At 35.7% G+C, this 24,657-nt stretch carries 27 protein-coding genes; 18 read left to right on the forward strand and 9 right to left on the reverse strand.

The genetic code is table 11. The features are described 5' to 3' along the window. Window positions 1-2 precede the first annotated feature (2 nt). From hemC to B6A10_RS00195, 9 genes are all read left to right on the forward strand, one after another. On the forward strand, window positions 3-929 hold the full coding sequence (gene hemC / locus B6A10_RS00155; protein ID WP_188219230.1) for a hydroxymethylbilane synthase: 927 nt from the start codon (window positions 3-5) through the stop codon (window positions 927-929). Next, on the forward strand, window positions 929-1,597 hold the full coding sequence (locus B6A10_RS00160) for a uroporphyrinogen-III synthase (RefSeq protein ID WP_188219231.1): 669 nt from the start codon (window positions 929-931) through the stop codon (window positions 1,595-1,597). The genes hemC and B6A10_RS00160 overlap by 1 nt, the downstream gene beginning before the upstream one ends. Before the next feature lie 90 nt (window positions 1,598-1,687). After that, window positions 1,688-2,713, forward strand: coding sequence for a uroporphyrinogen decarboxylase (gene hemE, locus B6A10_RS00165; protein ID WP_188219232.1), 1,026 nt, complete (start codon window positions 1,688-1,690; stop codon window positions 2,711-2,713). A gap of 49 nt (window positions 2,714-2,762) precedes the next feature. Continuing rightward, entirely contained in the window at window positions 2,763-3,314 is a 552-nt protein-coding gene (locus B6A10_RS00170; protein WP_188219233.1) for a transposase, read from the forward strand. Window positions 3,315-3,434: 120 nt separating this feature from the next. Continuing rightward, the gene (locus B6A10_RS00175) at window positions 3,435-3,818 is read left to right on the forward strand and encodes a hypothetical protein (RefSeq protein ID WP_188219234.1); all 384 of its coding nucleotides are present in this window, start codon (window positions 3,435-3,437) and stop codon (window positions 3,816-3,818) included. Next, window positions 3,808-4,716 carry an oxygen-dependent coproporphyrinogen oxidase gene (gene hemF / locus B6A10_RS00180; protein WP_188219235.1) on the forward strand — a complete coding sequence of 303 codons (909 nt, stop codon included), beginning with the start codon at window positions 3,808-3,810 and terminating at the stop codon, window positions 4,714-4,716. The genes B6A10_RS00175 and hemF overlap by 11 nt, the downstream gene beginning before the upstream one ends. Before the next feature lie 66 nt (window positions 4,717-4,782). Beyond that, window positions 4,783-5,241, forward strand: coding sequence for an IS200/IS605 family transposase (tnpA, locus tag B6A10_RS00185; RefSeq protein ID WP_188219236.1), 459 nt, complete (start codon window positions 4,783-4,785; stop codon window positions 5,239-5,241). Window positions 5,242-5,326: 85 nt separating this feature from the next. Next, the gene (hemB, locus tag B6A10_RS00190) at window positions 5,327-6,322 is read left to right on the forward strand and encodes a porphobilinogen synthase (protein ID WP_188219237.1); all 996 of its coding nucleotides are present in this window, start codon (window positions 5,327-5,329) and stop codon (window positions 6,320-6,322) included. A gap of 64 nt (window positions 6,323-6,386) precedes the next feature. Continuing rightward, the gene (locus tag B6A10_RS00195; RefSeq protein WP_055094769.1) at window positions 6,387-6,794 is read left to right on the forward strand and encodes a c-type cytochrome; all 408 of its coding nucleotides are present in this window, start codon (window positions 6,387-6,389) and stop codon (window positions 6,792-6,794) included. Window positions 6,795-6,884: 90 nt separating this feature from the next. On the opposite strand, the gene B6A10_RS00200 is transcribed toward B6A10_RS00195, so the two are convergent. Then, window positions 6,885-7,592: a class I SAM-dependent methyltransferase gene (locus B6A10_RS00200; RefSeq protein WP_188219238.1), complete on the reverse strand. Its 708-nt coding sequence runs from the start codon at window positions 7,590-7,592 to the stop codon at window positions 6,885-6,887. Window positions 7,593-7,834: 242 nt separating this feature from the next. On the opposite strand from B6A10_RS00200, the gene B6A10_RS00205 reads away from it, so the two are divergent. From B6A10_RS00205 to B6A10_RS00245, 9 genes are all read left to right on the forward strand, one after another. Next, a complete protein-coding gene (locus B6A10_RS00205) occupies window positions 7,835-8,707 on the forward strand; it encodes a LysR family transcriptional regulator (RefSeq protein ID WP_188219239.1) in 873 nt (290 codons plus the stop codon). Between the two features lie 10 nt (window positions 8,708-8,717). Further along, entirely contained in the window at window positions 8,718-9,203 is a 486-nt protein-coding gene (locus B6A10_RS00210; RefSeq protein ID WP_188219240.1) for a methylated-DNA--[protein]-cysteine S-methyltransferase, read from the forward strand. A 131-nt stretch (window positions 9,204-9,334) separates the two neighbouring features. Beyond that, window positions 9,335-10,513: a serine hydrolase domain-containing protein gene (locus B6A10_RS00215; protein WP_188219241.1), complete on the forward strand. Its 1,179-nt coding sequence runs from the start codon at window positions 9,335-9,337 to the stop codon at window positions 10,511-10,513. Further along, entirely contained in the window at window positions 10,510-11,223 is a 714-nt protein-coding gene (locus tag B6A10_RS00220) for a 3'-5' exonuclease (RefSeq protein ID WP_188219242.1), read from the forward strand. Before B6A10_RS00215 ends, B6A10_RS00220 begins: the two co-directional genes overlap by 4 nt. Window positions 11,224-11,257: 34 nt before the next feature. Next, a complete protein-coding gene (locus B6A10_RS00225) occupies window positions 11,258-11,623 on the forward strand; it encodes a hypothetical protein (RefSeq protein ID WP_188219243.1) in 366 nt (121 codons plus the stop codon). A 194-nt stretch (window positions 11,624-11,817) separates the two neighbouring features. Further along, entirely contained in the window at window positions 11,818-13,257 is a 1,440-nt protein-coding gene (locus B6A10_RS00230; RefSeq protein WP_188219244.1) for a nucleoside recognition domain-containing protein, read from the forward strand. A 146-nt stretch (window positions 13,258-13,403) separates the two neighbouring features. Further along, window positions 13,404-13,865 (forward strand): IS200/IS605 family transposase, encoded by a 462-nt coding sequence (tnpA, locus tag B6A10_RS00235; RefSeq protein WP_188219245.1) that lies wholly within the window; start codon window positions 13,404-13,406, stop codon window positions 13,863-13,865. A 329-nt stretch (window positions 13,866-14,194) separates the two neighbouring features. Further along, the gene (locus tag B6A10_RS00240) at window positions 14,195-14,365 is read left to right on the forward strand and encodes a hypothetical protein (protein WP_188219246.1); all 171 of its coding nucleotides are present in this window, start codon (window positions 14,195-14,197) and stop codon (window positions 14,363-14,365) included. 264 nt (window positions 14,366-14,629) lie between these two features. Next, entirely contained in the window at window positions 14,630-16,231 is a 1,602-nt protein-coding gene (locus B6A10_RS00245) for a fumarate hydratase (RefSeq protein ID WP_188219247.1), read from the forward strand. Window positions 16,232-16,297: 66 nt separating this feature from the next. Here the strand turns inward: B6A10_RS00245 and B6A10_RS00250 are convergent, their stop codons facing one another. The 8 genes from B6A10_RS00250 to B6A10_RS00285 all read right to left on the reverse strand — a co-directional run bounded on the left by B6A10_RS00250 (window position 16,298) and on the right by B6A10_RS00285 (window position 24,616). Then, complete coding sequence (locus B6A10_RS00250; protein WP_188219248.1) at window positions 16,298-16,957, reverse strand: CoA transferase subunit B; 660 nt, start codon at window positions 16,955-16,957, stop codon at window positions 16,298-16,300. 99 nt (window positions 16,958-17,056) lie between these two features. Then, window positions 17,057-17,500, reverse strand: a complete 444-nt coding sequence (locus tag B6A10_RS00255) for a hypothetical protein (RefSeq protein WP_188219249.1) — start codon at window positions 17,498-17,500, stop codon at window positions 17,057-17,059. A gap of 25 nt (window positions 17,501-17,525) precedes the next feature. Continuing rightward, window positions 17,526-18,227, reverse strand: coding sequence for a CoA transferase subunit A (locus B6A10_RS00260; RefSeq protein ID WP_188219250.1), 702 nt, complete (start codon window positions 18,225-18,227; stop codon window positions 17,526-17,528). Between the two features lie 86 nt (window positions 18,228-18,313). Next, complete coding sequence (locus B6A10_RS00265; RefSeq protein WP_188219251.1) at window positions 18,314-18,742, reverse strand: GNAT family N-acetyltransferase; 429 nt, start codon at window positions 18,740-18,742, stop codon at window positions 18,314-18,316. Window positions 18,743-18,770: 28 nt separating this feature from the next. Further along, window positions 18,771-21,077 carry a penicillin-binding protein 1A gene (locus B6A10_RS00270; protein WP_188219252.1) on the reverse strand — a complete coding sequence of 769 codons (2,307 nt, stop codon included), beginning with the start codon at window positions 21,075-21,077 and terminating at the stop codon, window positions 18,771-18,773. Between the two features lie 7 nt (window positions 21,078-21,084). Further along, the gene (locus B6A10_RS00275) at window positions 21,085-21,564 is read right to left on the reverse strand and encodes a gliding motility lipoprotein GldH (RefSeq protein WP_055094742.1); all 480 of its coding nucleotides are present in this window, start codon (window positions 21,562-21,564) and stop codon (window positions 21,085-21,087) included. Further along, entirely contained in the window at window positions 21,548-22,861 is a 1,314-nt protein-coding gene (locus B6A10_RS00280) for a PSP1 domain-containing protein (RefSeq protein WP_188219253.1), read from the reverse strand. Before B6A10_RS00280 ends, B6A10_RS00275 begins: the two co-directional genes overlap by 17 nt. Before the next feature lie 264 nt (window positions 22,862-23,125). After that, entirely contained in the window at window positions 23,126-24,616 is a 1,491-nt protein-coding gene (locus tag B6A10_RS00285; protein ID WP_188219254.1) for a S41 family peptidase, read from the reverse strand. Between the last annotated feature and the right edge of the window lie 41 nt (window positions 24,617-24,657).

Below are 24,657 nucleotides of genomic sequence, written 5' to 3' on the forward strand. Positions count from 1 at the left end.
AAATGGCAGAAAAAACAATACGTATAGGAACAAGAGATAGCGAACTCGCTTTATGGCAGGCACATACTGTTCAAAAACAACTAAACGATTTAGGTTATAAAACCGAAATTGTTGCCGTAAAATCGCAAGGCGATATCATTCTTGACAAACCCTTATACGAATTGGGAATCACCGGAATTTTCACCAAAACACTGGATATTGCGATGATTAACGGCGATGTGGATATTGCCGTTCATTCCATGAAAGATGTTCCTACTGCTCTGCCTACAGGAATTGTTCAGGGAGCTGTTTTAAAAAGAGCGAATACACTGGATATATTAGTTCACAAAGGAAATCTTGATTTTCTGGAAAGCAACGGAACAATTGCAACCGGAAGTTTGCGTCGTCAGGCACAATGGCTCAACAAATACCCTAATCATACCGTAGTGGATTTACGCGGAAACGTAAATACCCGAATGCAAAAACTACAGGACAACGACTGGAACGGAGCTGTTTTTGCAGCAGCGGGATTGGAAAGAATCAATTTAAAACCGGGCGATTATATAGACTTAGACTGGATGATTCCGGCGCCTGCTCAGGGTGCAATGCTGGTTGTTGCTATGGCAAATAATGATTATACTCTCGATGCTGTTTCGCAATTAAATGATATCGAAACAGAAGTTTGTACTTATATCGAACGCCAATTTTTAAGAACTTTAGAAGGTGGTTGTACCGCTCCTATTGGTGCTTTGGCAAAATACAATGAAATCGAAGACACCATTCATTTTGACGGCGTCTTATTTTCATTAGACGGAAAACAAAAGATTGAAATCAACAAAGTGGTTGATATTTCCGAATGGAAAAAATTAGGATTTCATTCGGCAAAAGAAATCCTGGATAATGGTGGAAACGAATTAATGGCAACAATCAAAGCAACATTGAAAAAGTAATGAGCCAAACAAGTATTCTTTCGACCAAAACTTTATCTGTAGCACAACGCCAAGCATTTCTTGATGCCGATTTTGACCTTTTGGAACAGGATTTTATCGAAATCAAAAACATCGATTTTGAATTAAAAGATATCAATACTAATTTAATTTTCAGCAGTCAAAATGCTGTTTTAAGTTTATTGGAACAAAAGGACTGGGAAAAACTTAAATCCAAAAGTGTTTTTTGTGTTGGTGAAAAAACCAAAGATTTACTGGAAACCAATGGTTTTAAAGTAGAAGCCAACATGGATTATGCCTCAGAATTAGCAGAAATAATTACCCTGATTTACAACAAAGAAAGCTATACTTTTTTCAGCGGAAATCTACGCAAAGAGACCTTACCAAAAGCACTGAAAAATGCCGGTATCACTTTCAATGAAATTGAGGTTTACCAAACTAAATTAGCGCCATTTAAAATTTCCAAAGAGGAAAATTTTGATGGAATTCTGTTTTTTAGTCCTTCTGGGGTAGAAAGTTATCTTACGAATAATAAAATCACTAAAGAAATTTGCTTTTGCATAGGCGAAACAACCGCAGCAGCATTAGAAAATAAAACTAAAAACATCGTCATTGCCGCCGAACCGACTATTGAAGATGTGATTGAAGCCGTATTAGAAGAATATAAATAAAATATGCTTTAAACAATAAGCCATAAGCAGGAATTAAAGACAAACAAGAACGCTTAAAGCCTAAAGCTTAAAGCCTAAAGCAACAGAAAAATGTTAAAAAACGACCTATTTTTAAAAGCACTAAAAGGAGAAACAGTACAACGTCCACCGGTTTGGATGATGCGTCAGGCAGGAAGATATTTGCCTGAATTCAGAGCTTTACGTGATAAATATGATTTTTTCACCCGTTGTGAAACTCCTGAATTAGCTGCCGAAATCACCGTTCAGCCTATTCGTCGTATTGCTCCGGATGCTGCAATTTTGTTTTCGGATATTTTGGTGGTGCCAAGAGCAATGGGAATTCATGTAGAATTAAAAGACAATTTAGGTCCGATTATCCCAAATCCTATCCGTACCATGGAACAGGTAAATCAGGTATATGTTCCGGATGTAAATGAAACTTTAGGTTACGTTTTTGATGCTGTAAAACTGACTAAAGAAATGCTGAATAACGAAGTACCTTTAATTGGTTTCGCAGGTTCGCCTTGGACTATTTTCTGTTATGCTGTGGAAGGAAAAGGTTCGAAAAGTTTTGATACTGCCAAAGGTTTCTGTTTCTCAAATCCGGTTGCAGCCCATACTTTATTGCAAAAAATCACCGACACAACCATTTTATACCTAAAAGAAAAAGTAAAAACAGGTGTTAATGCCGTTCAAATTTTTGATTCCTGGGGTGGAATGTTGTCTCCTACAGATTATAACGAATTTTCATGGAAATACATCAACCAGATTGTAGAAGCATTGGCAGAAATCACTCCGGTAATTGTTTTCGGAAAAGGATGCTGGTTTGCTTTGAACGAAATGGGAAAAAGTAAAGCTTCTGCATTAGGTGTTGACTGGACTTGTTCGGCCAGAAATGCACGTTACTTATCAGGTGGAAATGTTACTTTACAAGGAAACTTTGACCCGTCACGATTATTGTCGCCAATTCCAACCATCAAGAAAATGGTACACGAAATGATTGACGAATTCGGTAAAGACAAATATGTGGTGAATTTAGGTCACGGAATTTTACCAAATATTCCTGTAGACCACGCTAAGGCGTTTATTGATGCGGTGAAAGAATATAATCAGTAGGCAATCCTGCAAGGTTTCTAAAACCTTGTAGGTCTAAATTTGCAGCAAAATGAAAATAGAAATCTTAGAAAGAGAAAGTTATTATCACATTTACAATAGAGGAATAAATAGCACCTTAATTTTTTTTAATGAAGAAAATAAAAGTTTCTTTCTAAGACAGTTAAATAAATATTTAACTAATAAAATTTCAATCTTTGCTTATTGTTTGATGGATAATCATTTTCATTTAATTATTCGTCTGAATAAAGAAGAAAAGGAAGTTACACAGGCTTTTTCTAATTTTTTTAATTCTTATGTAAAAGCTGTTAACAAGGAAAATGACAGAACAGGAAGTCTTTTTGAAAAACATTTCAAAAGAATAAAATTACAAGACGAAAATTATTTAAAACAATTAATACTATATGTTCATTTAAACCCAAAACATCATTTAGATGCGAATTTTAAAGAATATAAATTCTCTTCCTATCAAGCTTTTATTTCAAATAAAGAAACAAGAATTAAGAGAGAAGAAGTTTTAGATTTATTTGGAGGAATAGAAAATTTCATTTTTTGTCATAATCAGAAAAATGAAATTTTGACAGAAAAGCATACTTTTGAGTAGATTTTTAAGAAGTAAGACCTCCTGCAAGTTCTTTTTTGACCTTGTGGGTATCAGAAGTCAGATCAAAAGATAAACACCTACAAGGTTTTAAAAACCTTGCAGGTTCAAAACGAAGAAAAAATGTTAAACAAAGGCTTAAGAGATCAGGAAAAAATCCGAATTGACAATGTACTCAAAACATTACATTCCTTGGTTTTTGTACCTGAAAAAGCTTTTGACCAAGACCAAATTGAAGAAGCGCTGAAAGATTTCGGACTGAATATAGAAAGTCTGGTTTCAATCTCAACAAACGATTTAATTGTACTTTTGGAAAGATTGCATTTAGACTGGGATCAATTAGAACAATTTGCTGATTTTTTGATTAATTTTTCAAAAGAAAATCAGTTTAATTTCAAAGAAAAAGCCATTAGCATTTACAATTACATCCAAACAGAAAGCAAGACTTTTTCGTTTGGGATTTTTAATAAAATAGCGGCTACAAAAGCAAAATTAAATGAAAAATAAATTTTACCAATACATACAAAACCTTCAGGATCAAATCTGCGCCGGCTTAGAAAAAATAGATGGTGTTGCCCAATTCCGTCAGGATTTATGGGACAGACCAGAAGGCGGTGGCGGAAGAACCCGCGTAATTGAAAACGGCTCAGTTTTCGAAAAAGGCGGAGTAAATATCTCGGCAGTTCATGGCAAATTACCGGATTCAATGCAGAAATTATTCAATGTAGGTGAAGCTGATTTTTTTGCCTGCGGACTTAGTTTAGTCATTCATCCAAAAAACCCAATGGTACCAACGGTTCATGCCAACTGGCGTTATTTTGAAATGTATGATGATAATGGAAACGTAATCCAGCAATGGTTTGGCGGCGGACAGGATTTAACGCCTTATTATTTGTTTGAAGAAGATGCGCGTCATTTTCACCAAACTTGTAAAACGGCTTGTGACAAGCATAATCCCGAATTCTATCCCAACTATAAAAAGAAATGTGACGAGTATTTTTGGAATGCGCACCGTCATGAAGCCAGAGGCTTAGGTGGTTTGTTTTTTGATTATTGCAAAGCCACTCCTGAAATGTCAATGGAAAATTGGTATAATTTTGTGACTGAAGTTGGTAATAGTTTCCTTGAGGCTTATTTACCAATTGTAGAACGAAGAAAAGAATTACCTTATTCTGCTGAACAAAAAACCTGGCAGGAAATTCGTCGTGGTCGTTATGTGGAATTCAATTTGGTTCACGACAAAGGCACCTTATTTGGTTTAAAAACCAATGGTCGAATAGAATCTATTTTGATGTCTTTACCACCACATGTACAATGGGTTTACGACCATCAGCCTGAAGCGGGAAGTGAAGAAGAAAAATTGTTGAAAGTATTAGAAAAACCTGTTGATTGGATAGCTCTGTAAGAGCGATATATTTATAGAAAATTATTCATTGTGTTCATTTGAGCTCCGGAGGAGCGTTATATTATAATGGCAAATACCTATTCTCAATTATATATTCAAATTGTTTTTGCAGTGAAAGGAAGACAAAATCTGATTTCCAGTAAATGGAAAGACGAATCGTATAAATATATAACCGGAATTGTTACAAATGAAGGTCAGAAATTAATTGCTATCAACGGAATGCCAGACCATATCCATATTTTAGTTGGATTAAAGCCCAATAAAGCATTGTCCGATTTGGTAAGAGACATAAAAGCCAATTCTTCGCGATTTATCAATGAAAAAAGATGGATAAATGGTAAATTCGAATGGCAAACCGGATTTGGAGCATTCACTTATAGTTATTCACAATTGACGAGTGTTATTAATTATATTCAAAATCAGGAAGAACACCATAAAACAAAAACATTTAAAGAAGAATATATAGAATTTTTTAAATTGTTTGATATTGATTTTAAAAATGAATATTTATTCGAAGATATATAAAATGCCGCTCCTCTGGAGCTAAAAAACAGAACTGAAAACAATCTATAAATATTACGCTCCTACGGAGCTTGAAAAACTAAAATATATGTTCCCATTACAAAGAGGCAGAAGATTACGCGTTAACGAATCGATTAGAAGTTTAGTTCGTGAAACTACATTAAGTCCAAGTGATTTTATGTTTCCGATGTTTATTGCCGAAGGCGAAAATGTAAAAGTAGAAATCCCATCGATGCCAGGGATTTTCCGTCGTTCGATAGATTTAACGATAGAAGAAGTCAAAGAATTATTCGCTTTAGGTATTCGCGCGGTGAATATCTATGTAAAAGTTAGTGAAGATTTAAAAGACAATGCCGGAACGGAAGCCTGGAATCCAAACGGATTGATGCAACAGACTATCCGCGCCATTAAAACCGCTTGTCCGGAAATGATTGTCATGCCGGATGTAGCGCTTGACCCCTACTCGATTTATGGTCATGACGGAATCATTACCAACGGTGATGTAGAAAACGATGCGACTAACGATGCTCTAGTAAAAATGGCTGTTTCACACGCTGAAGCCGGAGCCGATTTTGTAGCACCATCCGATATGATGGACGGTCGTGTATTGCGTTTGCGTCAGGGATTGGACGCTGCGGGTTTCCACAATGTGGGAATCATGAGTTATTCGGCTAAATATGCTTCGGCATTTTACGGACCGTTTCGTGACGCTTTGGACTCTGCTCCTAAAGAAGCCGATGTGGTTGTACCAAAAGACAAGAAAACCTACCAAATGGACTATGCCAATCGTATTGAAGCCGTAAAAGAAGCCCTTTGGGACGCTGAAGAAGGTGCCGACATGGTCATGGTTAAGCCTGGAATCGCTTATTTAGATATCGTACGCGAAGTAAAAGACGCAGTGAATGTTCCGGTAACCGTTTATCATGTTTCGGGCGAATACGCAATGATTAAAGCCGCTGCCGAAAAAGGCTGGCTGGACAATGACAAAATCATGATGGAGCAGCTAATGTGTATCAAACGTGCCGGAGCGAGCCTGATTTCGACTTATTTTGCTAAAGAAGCCGCTATACTTTTGAATCAGTAAACTGATATTTGTCATTTGTTATCTTTAAAAGAAAATATACATTTGGGAATAAAATTATAAAAAGATGAAAAAAATAATACTCCTTAGTTTGACTCTTATTGCATTTTCCTGTAAAAAAGAAAGTCAGGAATCTTTTGGAAAACAGGAACCAACAGAAGAACAAACGGCCGTTGCTGCAGAAGATAAAGAATTAGCTCCTGAAGAGCTGGGAAAAGTAATCTTTGAAAGCAAAGGAAACTGTATTTCCTGCCACAAAACAGATGAGAAACTAATTGGTCCCAGCTTAGTCGAAATAGCGAAAATATACAAAGAAAAAAATGGTAATATGGTTACTTTCTTAAAAGGAGAAAGCGAAGCTATTGTAGATCCTTCCCAATTTGCTGTAATGCAGGCCAATTTAGCTTTGACCAAAACCTTCTCAGATAAAGAATTACAAGGACTGGAAGCTTATATCAATTCGAATTTGAAATAATCTTTTATTCTATAAAAAACACTAAAACCATCTCAACTCAGAGATGGTTTTGCTTTTTTAACAAACCTCTTAGCGAGCTTTGCGATTAAATTACTTTATCCCTCCAAAAGCACCAAAACAGGCATTTTTATGCAAAATTTCGGTACTGGAAAAACCAACTTTCTTCATCAATTCCAATTGAAAAGTCATGGATCTTGGTGTATCTTCTTTTTCGATATAATCAAAAACTTTTTGTTGATATTCCGCTCCACCATGCTGTTGCAAATAATTCGCATACATTTTCCAAACTAATTTATTGACTTCCGGATGATCCTGAATCAATAAATCAGAAATTAACAAACAGCCCCCCGGCGTTAAACTGTCGAACAACTTTTTGAAAACCAATTCCCATTCGGCATCAGTTCTTAAATGATGTAAAACGGCTCCCGCCAAAATAATATCAAAATGATTCTGTGGCAATTCAATTTCGCGAATATCACCCTGAATCGTTTGCACTTTTCCACTTGTTGCTGCCGAAACCCGTTCCTGAGCTTTATCCAACATATTTTGGCTCAAATCAATCAAAGTACAATCTAAATCCGACACTTTAGAAAGCATTTTCAAAGTATAATTCCCGGCACCACAACCTACGTCCAAAATCGTTTTAGCCTGCGGTTTTACAGCTCTGGCCGTACAAGTAATCAATTCTAAAACCATTTTAGCATCCATCGTTGCCACCTGCCCTGTTTCCAAATTAGAGAATCGTTCCACCTCGTTATCAAAACGTTCTCTGATTTCTGTAACTGTTGATTTTTTCATAGCTTTTAATTTTAAATTATCCATAATAGCTTTTAGCCACGAATTCACTAATTAATAGAAAAATTCATTTTTTTAAATTTCACAAATTATATTTAACCCAATTATATTAGCATAATCAAAAAAAATAATTTGTGAATTCGTGGCAAAAAAACGGTAGTGAATTTTCATTTCACAAACCTATAATTTTCATATATGACATAAAAATGCTTATTTTGTCAATAAATAATACCTAATAAGTATTTATGGAATTACGGCATTTAAAATATTTTCTCAAATTAGCCGAAGAATTGAGCTTTGTTCGCGCTGCCGATAAATTATTCATTTCCCAACCGCCGTTGAGTAGGCAGATTAAGGAACTGGAAAATGAACTGGGTGCCACGCTTTTCGAACGAAATAACAAACGTGTCATCCTTACCGATGCCGGAAAATATTATCAAAAGGAAATTCAGGAATTGTTGCAGAATTTGGAACGAATCAACCAAACGACTAAAAAAATCAGCGAAAATCAAAGCGGTGAATTCCGGATTGCCTATGTGAGTTCGACTTTTTCAGGTGATATATCCAAGCTGATTCAATTTTTATCGAATAAATATCCATACGTCAATTTCCGATTGTACGAAGTCCCGACGGTCAAACAAATTGCGGCTTTAGAAAGCGGTAAAATCGATTTAGGAATTATTCGCGCGCCTTTGCATTCGCCAAAAATCGAGTCAAAATTATGGTTCAAAGACAGTTTTTCACTAGTTTTCAATCGAAATCGATACGACATTCATTCCGAAGCAGATTTTACCCGATTGAAAAAGGAAACTTTTGTATTTTTCAACAAAGATTATGCGCCACAGTTTTACGATGCCTTGTTACAAATTTGCGCGCAATACGGATTTAATCCCAAAGTCGTCCACGAGTCTAACAATATATCGTCGATAATTCAGTTGGTTAAAAACGGACTGGGCGTTTCTATCGTTCCCACAACCATCCAAAAAACACATAATTTTCCGGAATTAGAATTCGTAGAACTCAAAAAAACGGCTCTTTTTACGGATATATTGTTGGCTACACCAAAAGGAAATCCTTCGGAAATTGCTCAGGAAGCCATAGCATTTTTAACCTCATAAAATTTGAAAAATGTCTGAAGAAAAATCAACTGTTTATATTAAAACACCACTTGGTATTGCTAAAATCATTGGTGATGAAAATGGCATTTCGGTTATTTCAATTGCTGATGAAGGCAGCATTTCTGAAAATATCCCTGAAGTTTTACGGCAAGCCGTTTCCCAATTGAATGATTATTTCGAAGGAAAAAGAACTGATTTTAATTTTAAACTGAATCCTTCCGGAACTGATTTTCAACAAAAAGTTTGGAAAGCTTTAATCGAAATTCCCTTTGGAAAAACCACCAGTTATTTGGATTTATCCAAAAAATTAGGCGATGTCAAAGCCATTCGGGCGGTGGCTTCTGCCAATGGTAAAAATCCGTTGTGGATTGTGGTTCCCTGCCATCGAGTTATCGGAAGCGATGGTTCGCTCACGGGTTACGCCGGCGGATTGTGGCGCAAAAAGTGGTTATTGGAACATGAAAATCCGGCTCGAAGACAAGAACTTTTGTTCTGAAAACAAAAGATATACAACGTCACTTCGAGTGATTTTTCGTAATAGAATGGAGAAAAATTGTATCGAGAAGCAATTTAATAATTTCCCCAATCAATTTTTATGTAAATTCGTACTGAATAAACTCCAGATCCATGAAAAAAGTCAAAAAATTTCTGTTTAGATTACTAGTATTTATAGCAGTTTTGATTCTTTCCCTCTATATTTTCAAAAAAGATTATTTATTACGAGCCGTCAGAATTACGTATTTCAATGGACATTCCACTGCTTTTTTAGATGATTATCAATATTTTGATAATTCTATTATTCAAAAAAGCAACCAACCGCAACCCTGGTCTATTGCCAAAGATTACAATCTAGTAAAACCAACGGAAAGACTTGAAAAAACACATCAACAAACGGGAACCGTAGCTTTTTTAATTATCAAAAATGATAGTATCTGGAACGAAAACTATTATGATAATTACAATAAAGACTCCAAATCCAATTCTTTTTCGATGGCCAAAAGCATCGTGACTTCAGCTTTGGGAAAAGCCATCATGGATGGAAAAATCAAAAATTTGGATCAAAAAGTAGCCGACTTTTTTCCGGAATTTTCTAAAGGAAAATCGGCACAAATGACCGTAGGAGATCTGGCTTCGATGGCTTCGGGATTGAATTGGGACGAAGCCTACTACGACCCCTTTTCGGTGACAACTCAAGCCTATTTTGATGAAGATTTAAAACCGGTAATTTTGAATTTAAAAAATGTTGAAACACCCGGAAAAAAGTATAAATATCTGAGTGGCAACACCCAACTTCTGGCCATGTGTATCGAAAAAGCCACCGGAAAACCATTGGCTGATTATGTTTCGGAATCTTTTTGGAAACCTATGGGAGCCGAAAGTGATGCTTTTTGGCAAACCGATAAAAAAGGGTTGGTCAAAGCTTTTTGTTGTATTGCCAGTAATGCCAGAGATTTTGCGCGTTTTGGTAAACTCTATTTACAACATGGAAAATGGAACGGAAAAACGATTTTAGACAGCAATTTTGTGGCAAAATCAGTGCGACCACGCTTTAAAGATTCTCCTCAATACGGTTACGGCTGGTGGCTATGTCAGTTTAAAAACAAAAAAGTGTACTACATGCGTGGTCATTTAGGACAATATGTAATCGTAATTCCGGAAGATCATTTAATTGTTGTCCGACTAGGACATCGGGAAATTAAGAGTTCAAGCGGCAATCCGCACAATAATGATTTTTACATTTATTTGGAAGAAACCTATAAAATGCTGGCTCAGAAAAACAATTCATACCAAAATCCATCGTTATGATAGAAAAAATAAATCTCAATAATATTCTCTTTCTGGACATTGAAACGGTTCCGGAAACAGCCAATTTTAACGAATTGGACAGTGACATGCAGGCTTTGTACGAACAAAAAACCCAATACCAGCGCAAGGATGATTTCTCAGCCGAGGAGTTTTATGACCGTGCCGGAATTTGGGCCGAATTTGGGAAAATTGTCTGTATATCTGTTGGTTTTTTTGTCATTAAAGGCGATGTTCGCAACTTTAGAGTCACTTCTTTTTTTGGTGATGAAGCTAAACTTTTGAAGGATTTTAACAATTTGCTGAACAATCATTTCAATGGACCACAACATCTTTTATGCGGACACAATGCTAAAGAATTTGACATTCCGTTTTTGGCGCGCCGAATGATTATCAACGGTATTGCTATTCCGGACAAGCTGAATCTTTTTGGCAAAAAACCCTGGGAAATTGCACACTTAGACACCTTAGAACTATGGAAATTTGGCGATTACAAGCATTTCACTTCCTTGAAACTGATGTGTAAAGTACTGGGAATACCTTCTCCCAAAGGCGATATCGACGGCAGTCAGGTGGGGCATGTTTTTTATGTTGAAAAAGACATTGACCGCATTGTGACTTATTGTGAAAAGGACACCATTGCTGTTGCCCAGATATTTCTTCGATTAAGACGGGAGGAATTATTAATTGAGGATGAAATTATTCATGTGTAAATAGCAATGGCAATAAGATTTAAAAAGATTTATAATGAACCTAATTAAAAAAGGAATTCTTTTAATAATAATTTTAGTTTTTGCCTTTGTAGTTTACAATTCAAAAACTGAATATTACGAAAAGAGTATTGAATTCAATATCAAAAGTTTAAACGCAGAAATAATAGAAATTGAAGAAGGTCGAGGTACAAAAATTCATTATAAAGAATTCGGTACTGAAAACTATTTTTACTTAGAAGATTATCAAGGAATTAAATTATTAAAAGGAGATGTTTTAAGAAAAAAAGAAAATGAGATAACTGTTATGAGGAAAAATTCTCAAGATGAGTATGTTGAAATTGGAAAAGGTAAAAGTTTAAATCCAGGAGATAGTTATTTTAATTACTTTATTGGAATATAAAAAATGTAATCGTAATTTATTACGAAAGAAAAAACATTATTGTTACTAAAATAATTTTCAATATATTAAGAAAAGATAATTCATTTTTAACAAAATAATCTGCGAATTTGCGGTAAATTATTTCTTAGTGCTCTTTGCGAAAACCCTTTGTGAACTTTGCGGTTAAATATTTACATTTACAAAAATTATAAATTATGGTATTAAGCAGATTTTGGCTGGCAATATTTATTTCGTCTATTGCCTTTATTGTGGTGAGTTTATTCACATCAGACACTTATACAATTGACAGTGTATTGAATGGAAAAAAAGACGACCCCATTTTAATAGCCGAAAAATACGCCGAAGAACTACCTGCTTTTATCAAAGACAGTATTAAAATTGCGCCGGAGCAAACCATGATTATCAATCGGGATACGCTTAATGCGGATACTACTTATGTTTATAAAAACAAGACTGTTAAAATATTCAGCGGTGTTCAAAAATCGGATGGACTATTGCCAACTTGTAAAAGCACTTTGGTGGATTTGATTCTGCCGTTGATTGCTTATCTGGCTTTCTTTTGTGGTTTGATGGAATTGTTAATCATTTCGGGAGCATCCGGAAAACTGGCTGTAGTATTGAGTCCGGTATTTGTAAAAGTGTTTCCGAGTATTCCTAAAAACCATCCGTCCATTTCGTATATGACGCTTAATTTTGCTGCTAATTTCTTAGGGTTGGATTCGGCTGCCACACCTTTTGGATTAAAAGCCATGGAAAGTTTGCAGGAACTCAACCCCGAAAAAGACAAAGCCAGCGATGCCCAAATTATGTTTATGTGCTTGCATGCTTCGGGATTGACACTTATTGCCACTTCTATCATTGGTTATCGTGCAGCGGCCAATGCAGCCAATCCAGCCGATGTGATGCTGCCTTGTATCATTACCTCTTTTATCGGTACGATTGCCGCATTTTTAATTGTTGGTGCCAAACAAAAAATTAATTTCAAAAGTGTTTCCCTTGTGGCTGCTTTGATGGCTTTGATTGCAGCGATTATTGGGCTATTGATGTACGTAAATCATTTGGATTTAATTGGTAAAAACTATTTCACAACGAATCTTTCCGCTTTAATTTTATTGGGAATTATCATCATTACCTTGGTTTTTTCCTTTATGAAAGAAAAGAAATTTACCGAAGCCAAAACCACCGTTTTTGATGCTTTTGTTTCCGGGGCTAACAACGGAGTAAAAACCGGAGTGACTATTTTCCCTTATGTTTTGGGAATGTTAGTCGCTATTTCCTTATTTAGAAACAGCGGACTATTTGAAATTATCAGTAACGGCCTTGGATTTGTATTCTCTAATATGGGTGTCAATAAAGAAATTGTAGATGCTTTACCAGTGGCTTTGTTAAGACCTTTTAGCTCGGCTGGATCGAGAGGGTTTTTGATTGATTCGATGAATACTTTTGGAGCGGATTCTTTAACAGGACGTTTGAGTAGTATTTTTCAATGCAGTGCCGAAAGTACGTTTTATGTCATCGCGGTTTATTTTGGTTCTGTTAATATTAAAAATACCCGCTATGCTTTGCCAACCATGCTTTTGGTAGATGTGATTTGTGTGATTACCGCGATTTTCGTGGCAAGTTGGTTTTTTTAAAATAAATAGACTGAGCCTAAGGCTCATTTATAACTAAAAGTTACATAGCAACGAAATATCTTAAAACAAATATCACTATTGGTTCAATTTAAATCCCTAGAAAATATAAATAAAAAAAGTTCCGTAGGAACGATGCATAAAAGAATATGGCAAACACCTATCGCCAAATATATGTACAATTTGTATTTGCGGTAAAATACCGTGAAGCAGTTGTTGCTAACGAATGGAAATCAACATTATTTGGTGTGATTGGTAATTTGATTAATGAAACTGGTTGCAAAACTATCATTGTTAATGGAGTCGAAGACCATGTTCATTGTTTTCTAGGATTAAAACCTACTGTTTCCATTTCAGAATTAATGAAAACGGTAAAAGCTAAATCATCAAAATACATTAATGACCACAATTTAACCAAATCAAGGTTTGAATGGCAGGAAGGCTATGGTGCGTTTTCTTATGGACATTCCCAAATTGATGTAGTTTATAAATATATTGCTAATCAAGAGGAGCATCACAAGAAGAAAACTTTCAAAGAAGAATATTTAGAATTTTTAGATAAATTCCAAGTTCCATTTGATGAAAAATATCTTTTTGAAAATTTAATATGAAATATGTCCCGAGCCTACGGCTCTTTCTTGATGGTAAATGATTGTTTACAACGGATTAAAATCCGTTGCTACAATATTTGTCGTTCCTACGGAACTTTCACTTTCAAATTTAAAACATTTCATAGAGCCATCGGCTCGAAACATTATGTAGCAACGGATTTTAATCCGTTGGTAAATATGAAATAAAAATAAATGGAATTCCGTAGGAACGGAACATATTGGAAAATTTTAATCATTACTATAACAATAATTCTAGGATTTCTAATCTATTTTTCATTCTTTTGAATCGATAAAACAATAAATTTTATATTTTCCCCAAATCGTATAAAATGAAAAAATATTCAAAACACATAGCTTTGCTATTTTTACTTAGTAGTTTAATGAGTTGCCGAATTCATCCGGTAACCACAACACCTTCCGGAAAAATACCTCCGGGACAGGCTAAAAAAATGACAGGAAGTAAAAGTGCCAAATACTATGCACCAGGCCATAATAAATAATTCTAATAACTTAAACCAATAAAAAAATGTCAAAATACACTAAGTACATCGCGATAGGGTTAATCATTCTATTTTTAGTTACCAGCTTAATAAGCTAGTTTTTAAAACATTAATCGGAAAAACAAAGAGATGGTATTGCATAAATATCGTCTCTTTTTGTTTGAATTTATAACAAAAAGTTTGATTTTACGAAAGAATCACAGCTGTTAAAAGACTGTGGCTACGCTAAATAATTTTATATTTGTCAAAAAAAATAAAACACCAATGGACTTTATTTATCAGGATCCTTATCCAATTTTAAAAGACGATACCCAATACCGTAAAATAACTTCTGACTACGTAAAAGTAGAAAAACTAGGAGACCGCGAAATTCTAACCGTTGACCCAAAAGCTTTGGAATTACTTTCGCAGGAAGCCATGAAAGATGTTTCTTTTATGTTGCGAACTTCGCATTTAGAGAAATTAAGAGCTATTCTTGACGATCCGGAAGCAACCGACAACGACCGATTTGTGGCTTATAATTTATTGCAAAATGCGGTAGTAGCCATTGACGGTGAATTACCTTCCTGTCAGGACACCGGAACAGCGATTGTAATGGCCAAAAAAGGAGAAAATGTATATACAGGCGTTGATGATGCCGAATGGCTTTCTAAAGGTATTTTTAATACTTATATCGAAAGAAACCTGCGTTATTCTCAAATTGTACCTATCAGCATGTTTGAAGAAAAGAACTCAGGTTCTAATCTTCCGGCTCAAATTGATATTTATGCAAAAAAAGGAGATTCTTATGAATTTTTGTTTTTGGCCAAAGGTGGTGGTTCAGCCAACAAAACTTATTTGTACCAACAAACCAAGTCTTTGTTGAATGAAAAATCATTAGACGCTTTTATTCGTGCTAAAATTATGGATTTAGGAACTTCTGCCTGTCCACCCTATCACCTGGCTTTAGTGATTGGAGGAACTTCTGCCGAAGCGAATTTAGCCGCAGTTAAAAAAGCATCTGCAGGTTATTATGATAATTTACCAACCAGCGGAAACATGGCTGGTCAGGCTTTCCGTGATTTGGAATGGGAAAAAAGAGTACAGCAAATTTGCCAGGAAAGTGCCATTGGAGCACAATTTGGAGGAAAATATTTCACGCATGATGTTCGTGTGATTCGTTTGCCGCGTCACGCTGCTTCTTGCCCGGTTGGATTGGGAGTTTCCTGTTCTGCCGACAGAAATATTAAAGGAAAGATTACCAAAGACGGAATTTTTGTAGAGCAATTAGAAGCGAATCCACAACGTTTCTTGCCTGCTACTCCTCCACACTTGGAAGAAGCCGTAGAAATTGATTTGAATCAGCCAATGGAATCTATTTTGGCTGAATTGACTAAATATCCTATCAAAACGCGTTTGAAACTAAACGGAACTTTGATTGTAGCCCGTGATATTGCGCACGCAAAAATTAAAGAATTACTGGATGCCGGAAAACCAATGCCGGACTACTTTAAAAACCACCCGGTATATTACGCTGGACCTGCTAAAACTCCGGACGGCATGCCGTCGGGAAGTTTTGGCCCAACAACCGCAGGACGTATGGACGTGTATGTAGAAGAATTCCAGAAAAATGGTGGAAGTATGGTGATGCTTGCTAAAGGAAATCGTACCAAAGATGTGATGAATGCCTGTAAAACTTACGGCGGATTCTATTTGGGTTCTATCGGAGGACCGGCAGCTATTTTGGCTAAAGAAAATATCCTTTCGGTTGAAGTGGTTGACTTTGAGGAATTAGGAATGGAAGCCGTTAGAAAAATCACCATCAAAGATTTCCCTGCTTTCATCATTACAGATGATAAAGGAAATGATTTCTTTGAGAATTTATAACCAAAGTTTTTAAATATTTCTAACCGCAAATTCGCAAATTAAATCTGTGAATTTGCGGTTTCTTTTTTAATTTATTTGCATCTCCGGAATCTCGCCTTCGATAATCAAATTGGCTTCGGTGGCCGAAACGATATAATCTACGGAAACACCCGGCGCTCTTTCGAGCAATTTAATTCCTTTTGGAGTAATTTCCATTACAGCTAATTCGGTTACGATTTTTTTAACGCAGCCAACGCCCGTTAACGGCAATGTACATTTTTTTAGAATTTTTGACTCTCCGGCTTTATTGACATGCATCATCGCTACGATAATATTTTCGGCTGAAGCCACCAAATCCATCGCGCCTCCCATACCTTTGACCATTTTTCCGGGAATTTTCCAATTGGCAATATCCCCATTCTCAGCAACTTCCATAGCACCTAAAACAGTTAAATCAACATGTTTGCCGCGAATCATCCCGAAACTCATGGCGGAGTCAAAAAACACCGCTCCGGGAAGCGTGGTAATGGTTTGTTTACCCGCGTTTATCAAATCAGCGTCTTCTTCGCCCTCAAAAGGAAACGGCCCCATGCCCAGAACACCATTTTCGCTTTGTATTTCAACGTTTATTCCTTCAGGTATATAATTAGCCACCAGAGTAGGAATTCCTATCCCTAAATTCACAAAATAGCCGTCTTTGAGTTCCCGGGCAATTCTTTTGGCAATATCTTCTTTTGTTAAAAGCATAATTTTATTTTTTTAAAACATATAAGTAATATAAGTTTTCTATTCAAATAGAACATTTTTGAACCATGTAAGAAATCCAAGGTTATTTAAGTTTTGGTTTTATTCTGGTTTAAAATTAATCCCATTTAAATTTAATCCATTTTTAGTAACAAAACCTCTATAGGTTTTGTTATCTAAATCTTTTTTCCATAAATCTTTTTTACTCATCACAATTGAATGCTGACAACCTTTGCATTTATAAGGATATGCTACAAATTCTATTCTAGTTTTCTCTCTTTTAACTAATCCTTTATATTGATAATTTGACCCCTTCAATTTAAAATTTAAAGTATCTTTGTCAATTATACGAACCAATTTTTTCAGGACTAATACACTGTCATTTTTGAAAGTTAATGTAGTTTGAAATATTTCTTTTGGAGAATCAAAATATACATCTTCTTCAAATCCACTAAAACTTTTCCCATTCAATATATCATTGTTTTTATTTTGACATGATGTAAATATTAAAATCGATAATATTACTATCTGAATTGTTTTCTTCATAATATTTTCTATGATTTAGGCTATATTATTTCTTTTCTCTGACCGTTCTCTTCTCAATCCGTTTTTCATATTTCTCACCCTGAAAAATACGTTGTACAAAAATTCCCGGAATGTGAATTTGATTAGGGTCTAAAGTTCCGGCTTCAACCAGTTCTTCGACTTCGGCAATGGTTATATTTCCGGCGCCTGCCATTACAGGATTAAAATTTCGGGCTGTACCTTTGAAGATTAGATTTCCGGCCGTGTCGCCTTTCCAGGCTTTTACAATGGCAAAATCGGCTTTGAATGCCTGTTCCATCACATACATTTTTCCGTTGAATTCCCGGGTTTCTTTACCAATCGCAACTTCGGTTCCATATCCCGCCGGAGTATAAAAAGCCGGAATTCCTGCCTGAGCGACACGACAGCGTTCGGCCAAAGTCCCTTGCGGAATCAATTCGACTTCCAGTTCTCCCGAAAGCATCTGGCGTTCAAACTCGGCATTCTCACCCACATAGGAAGAAATCATTTTTTTAATTTGTTTCTTTTGCAAAAGCAAACCTAAACCAAAATCGTCCACTCCGGCATTATTCGAAATACAAGTGAGTTGTTTTGTTCCTTTTCGAACCAATTCGGCAATAGAATTCTCCGGAATGCCACACAAACCAAAACCTCCCAGAATCAAAGTCATACCGTCTTCAATTCCCTGAAGCGCTTCCTGAACGGATTTTACTGTTTTATTAATCATATCGAATTGATTTCTTTTGATATTAAAAATAAGGCTTTATTTCCAAAAGAAAAAACAATATTTCAATTCGTCCTTAATTATAATTTTTACTCTATTTTTTTATGAAAATGATAAGCACTTATCGTAAAATCCTCTTTGAAATAGAGTTTGTGCGCAGTAGTTCTTGTCGGACCGGAATCTAACTGAATAGAAACACAGTTATTTTCCAAAGCAATTGCTTTCAGGTGATTTAAAAGCTGGCTTGCATAACCCTTACCTCGGTATTCTTCCAATGTTGAAAGATCATCCAGATAAAGCATTTTACCACAATACAACATCGTATAGATACGATAACCGGCAATTGCAACCGTTTTTTTATCCTTTTCCTGAATATAAAGCAAATGATAGCCTTCTTTTTGTAAATCCTGAATTTGAGAAACAAAATTTTCTCTTTTTAACATTGGTCGTAATACAGAAATAGCTTCCCAGCAGGAAGCTATTTCATTATCTGTAATTGCAATTTTAATTTCAGTCATAATCAACAAATAAAATCAACGAGGTTTATTAAAATTCAAATTCATCCGTAGACTGAATAGAATCTTTAGCGATAGAATCATTAACTTTTCTAGGTTGGTAACAATCTACTCTGATAGAAAGATTAGCCGGACGCTCAAATGGTTCTTTGGAAACTTTTAGGTTTGGATCATTATAACACAATTTCATAAAATAACCCCAAACCGGCAAGGCTGACGTAGCTCCCTGTCCGTAAGTTAAACTTTTAAAACGTGCCGAACGGTCTTCGCAACCTACCCAAACTCCGGTAACTAAGTTAGGAACCATTCCCATAAACCATCCGTCAGATTGATTTTGTGTTGTTCCGGTTTTACCTGCAATTGGATTGGTAAAAGCATATGGATAACCTGTCCAGCGGTTATCTCCGTTTCCTCCGTAGGTAGATCTTAACCTATTACCAGAACCTCCTTCAACAACACCTTCCAATAATTTAACTACTGCAAAGGCAATATCTTTATTCAAAACATCATGTGATTCCGGAATTGGTTCGTAAATCACTACTCCGCTTTTATCTTCAATTCGGGATAAAAATTGCGGTTTATTATAAACTCCCTGATTAGCAAAAGTACTGTAAGCCGCTACCATTTCTTCCACCGTAATATCAACGGCTCCAAGAGCAATAGACGGTTGCGCCGGAATTTGAGTTTTTACCCCTAATTTGTGTGTTAATTTAATAACTGCTTCAGGACCTACTTTGTCAATTAATTTAGCCGAAACGGTATTTATCGAATTAGCCAAAGCTTTTTTCAAAGTAACCATTCCCATGTATCGGTTATTAGAGTTTCGTGGTGTCCAGGTTTCCGTAACGTGATGACGTCCTACCGGAATAGTAAACGGCGCATCGATAATTGAATCACAAGGCGACATATTTAATTGCTCAATAGCCGTGGCATACACAAAAGGTTTAAAAGTAGAACCTACCTGTCTGGCTCCCTGAGCTACGTGATCGTATTGAAAATATTTATAGTTGATTCCCCCCACCCAGGCTTTGATATTTCCGGTTTGAGGATCCATTGCCATTAAACCTGCCTGTAAAAAGTGTTTGTAATAACGAATAGAATCCAAAGGTGTCATAATGGTATCGCGTTCTCCTTTCCAGGTAAACACAGTCATCTTTGTTTTCTTATTGAAAGATTCAATAATCTCGTCTTCGGATTTATCCATGGATTTCATCACATACCAACGGTTTGAATTTTTCATTGCTAATTTCAAAATTCGGTTGGTCTCTTTCTCAGTAATATTAACAAATGGAGCATTTTTATTGGTCTTTTGCTGAATAAAAAATTCTTCCTGCAAATTAGCCATGTGTGCCGAAACAGCTTCTTCGGCATGCGCCTGCATTCTGGAGTCGATTGTAGTATAAATTTTTAAACCGTCTTTGTAAATATCGTAATCTGAACCATCCGGTTTTTTATTGGTTTCGGCCCATTTTTTCATGTATTCTCTCAAATATTCTCTGAAATAAGTAGCCATTCCTTCGCGGTGACTTTCTAATTTAAAGTGCAGCGTAATAGGCAAAGCCTGTAATTTTTCTTTTTCAGCCTTGGTAATCATGTGCGCTTTTTCCATTTGCGCAAGCACTACATTTCTGCGGTTTTTTACTCCCACAGGATTTCTAACCGGGTTATACAATCCGGAATTTTTAAACATTCCCACTAAAATTGCCGATTCATCCACCGTTAATTCTTTTGGAGATTTAGAAAAATAAGTATGTGCAGCAGAGCTAACACCTACAGCATAATTTCCAAAATCGTAAACATTGCAATACATCGCAAGAATCTCATTTTTAGTGTATTGTCTTTCTAATCGGATAGCGATAATCCATTCTTTCACTTTTTGAACGATACGAAAGGGCAAAAATTTAGAGCCTTCACCATGAAACAATTGTTTCGCCAATTGTTGGGTCAACGTACTCGCTCCTCCGTTAGTTCCTAAACTCAAAACAGCTCTTAAAGTTCCGCGACCGTCAATTCCTGAATGCTCGTAAAAACGCTCATCTTCGGTTGCTACCAAAGCATCCACTAAATTTTTTGGCAAGTCGGAATACTTTAATTGTGAACGGTTTACCTGAAAATATTTTCCAATAACTACTCCGTCAGAAGAGATAATTTCGGTAGCTAAGTTAGAATCCGGATTTTCTAAATCTTCAAATGAAGGCATGGAACCAAAAAGTCCCCAGGAAGCAAAGAGAAAAAACAACATAATTGCTCCCATTCCATAAAAGAAAAGCTTCCAAAATTTGTTAGTATAATACTTAAAATCGTGATCGGTATTATTTGTCTTTTTGTTAGTTGCCATAAACTATTTATTCTTTTTTTTCAATTCTTAAACCTACTTCTGTAATGCCTTCAAGGGCTGTTACACCGGGAACTTTTCCGCTTTCTCTAACAGCCTGTTTGATATTGAGTTTGTATTTTCCTCTAAACTTTACATTCTCTTTGAAATACAATTTACTCTCTTTGATATCGGTAAATCCATTCCCCAACAAAGTTCCATCGGGAGCTGCCATTTGGTATTCTAAAGTATCTACTTTAGTGTAACCATTAGGTTTTTCTAACGTTACAATCAAGAAAAGATTGTTAAACGGATAATTGTTATTGTCCCTGATGTTTATAAAAAGATCGTATTTTTTGGTCGAATCCAATTCAGGTAAATTGAAAGAAACTACGCTGTCTTTGTGCCAGGCACTGCCCACCGATTTATATTCATCAAAAACCCTTTTTTTATCACAAGAAAAAAAGAGCACACTTACTAAAAGTATTAAAATGCTATTTTTTAGCCTCATTTTTTTTATTCGTTGACGGTTTTCTAGGTCCTTTAAACTTTTTTTCTCCGGCTGGTTTTGGTTGTCCGGCTGTAGCCTGAGGTGCCTGATTTCCTTTGTTTCCGGATTTATTATTCGCTCCTTTTTTAGCATTGGTATTTGGAGCTGCAGCAGCGGCGTTTTCCGCAGGTTTTTTAGCCTTTTTATGGTTTCTTTTGTTCCTTTTAGGTTGGTCAAAACGGGTTAAACTTTCCTGACCTACTGTATTATTAAAGTCTTTTTCAACTTCCTGAGTCACTTCCATAGCAAAATCCTCTAAAGAAGCTACTTTCTTTTTTAACTTGTTTTCGGCAATGATTTCTTTAACCTTATCTACTTTTAGAACGTGCCAGTTAGCAAAATTATTGGTATAAGCAAACCACATTAAGCCTTTAAAAATATCTTGTTTTTGACAAACCGCATCCCCTTTTTCGGTGATTAATTTGGTTTCAAACTCCGGAAAACCTTTCAAAGCGTCCATGTAAGTGTCTAATTCATAATTCAGACAGCATTTCAATTTTCCGCATTGTCCCGCTAATTTCTGCGGATTCAACGACAATTGTTGGTAACGCGCCGCTGAAGTATTCACACTTCTAAAATCGGTTAACCAGGTTGAACAACACAACTCTCTTCCGCAGGAACCAATTCCTCCCAAACGGGCCGCTTCCTGACGAAAACCTACCTGTTTCATCTCGATTCGGGTACTGAATTCTTTTGCAAAATCTTTGATTAACTGACGGAAATCCACACGATCATTAGCCGTATAATAGAACGTTGCTTTCGATCCATCGCCCTGAAATTCAATATCAGAAATTTTCATTTCCAGTTTTTGAATAATTGCCAATTCACGCGCACGCACTTTCATTGGTTCTTCCTTATTTCGGGAAGCCGTCCAGATATCGATGTCTTTTTGAGAAGCTTTTCGGTAAATTTTTGGAATATCAGTAGCATCCGGATTGATGCCTTTTTTCTTCATTTGGATACGAACCAGTTCACCGGTAAGCGTAACAATTCCGATGTCATGACCCGGTGAAGCTACCGTAGCCACAATATCTCCGATACTTAAAGTTAGTTTTTCGGTATTGCGGTAAAACTCTTTTCTTCCATTTTTAAAACGGACTTCAACACAGTTAAATGGCGCTTCGCCATTAGGCAGACTCATATTAGAAAGCCAGTCGAAAACCGTTAATTTGTTGCAGCTATCGGTGCCGCAAGTCCCGTTATTTTTACAACCCTTAGGTGCGCTACCATCAGCGGTTGAACAACTTGCACATGCCATAATTTTATATGTAGTGTTGTGACCAGCACAACTTAAGTTCTTAAAACGTTTAATCGGTAAAGATAGTATTTTTTAATCGTAAGTTGCAAAATTAAGCGTTTTGCAAAAGCTTAATTTTTTTATAAAAAAAGCCTGTTTCAAATATTTTGAAACAGGCTTTTAAAGTTTTATAAACCAATATTTTAGATTTCTTTGACCGAGATTATTTTTACTGGACAGGCTTTAGCAGCCAATTCTAAACTTCAGTCTTAGTTATACTAATTCTTATTTTTTTAAATTTTTAAAATCTTCAATATACAATCCTTTGGCAGCATTTGTAGAGTTGAACGAAGCAAGATTATTATTTCTAAAAGATATTCTTTCAGCGCTTTGAGTTTTAGAGGACAAAGTTTGCCCGGTAATTAGTTCAAGAGCCTTTTTTAAACAAGGGTCTTTTACGTTTCCAAATTCAACCAGATTATTAAAAACTAAATATGGATTAATATCATGATTCGGTGTAATTTTAGTTGGATTTACGTCTTTGTCTTTGTTGTAATAAGCAAAAGTAATGGGTTGCAATTGCCATTTATGTTTGGTACTTCTGTTAGCGTATGAGGCATAATCATATTCAGGACTATCGTATAGAGTAATAGATCCTACAAATTTACCTACTGTTTCATCGCCTATCGTAACCACGTCAATGTATTTTTTTAAACATTGAATAGTGAGTTCGCTGGCAGAAGCCGTTTCAAAACTAACTAAGACATATATTTTGGGCAAAGAAAGACTATTTATACTTTCTTCTCTCTCAAAAGTGGGTTCGTTATCAACTAAGTTGTAAACATTAACTTTATCTGTAAGGTATTCAAAACCATCTTCGCTATTGTGTTTATCATTGAAATCTAAATAAATATAAGGTTTACTGGTATTACTTCCGTTAATCATTTGTGCCAAAGCAATAGCCGTTTCTAATGATCCGCCACCATTGTATCTTAAATCTAAAACCAATTCGTTAATTCCATCCGATTGCATTTTAGCGAAAGCTGCATTCAATTCATCATTATAATCTGATTTAAAACTATTATACACCAAATAACCAATGTTTTTACTGCCATAGACTTTCTTTTCGTAATAAGCAACCGGGTTTTCATCAATATCGGCTTGGGTTACATTTACAGTTCCTGCTTTGTCAGTAGTTACCAAACCTGTACTTACAAACCCAACACTTGCAGCCAAAGTAAGGGTCACTTGTGTATCCTCTAACTGATCATAATTGCTTGCCGTAAGTTGTTTACCATTTATTTTTGTAATAACGTCACCTCTTTTCAATCCTGCTAAGGCCGCAGGTGAATCTGGTACAACATAATTTATCAGGGCCACAAAATTTACATTATTCAAATCTTTAGGGTAAAGACCATAATTAAAACCGCCATTTTTTTTAACTTCTGCTATTTTTGAGGCATACACCACTTCATTACTGTTTTCTATCCAGGAAAATCTATCCACAGTTCCTCTTTGATAAAGGAGCGAATAAAACAACACATCGGGAGTCTTACCGTTAATAAAATTAGCATAGTTATTGGTAGAAGCTATTTTGCTATCGGATAAATTAGCAACTTTGGGTTGCCAATAATACCAGGAATTCATTGCTTTCCAAACAAAGTCATTAATTTCGTCGGGTTCAGCATTTTTGGTTGCATCCGAATCAGAATCCTTACTGCAAGAAGTAAAAACCAATCCCACAAGCAATGTTAAAAGGACATATTTTAATTTCATTATAATTCAATTGTTTAAATTAGATTTGTAGCTATTAAAAA

Origin of the sequence: Flavobacterium pokkalii (assembly GCF_014596575.1) — a bacterium.
GTDB classification, from domain to species: domain Bacteria; phylum Bacteroidota; class Bacteroidia; order Flavobacteriales; family Flavobacteriaceae; genus Flavobacterium; species Flavobacterium pokkalii.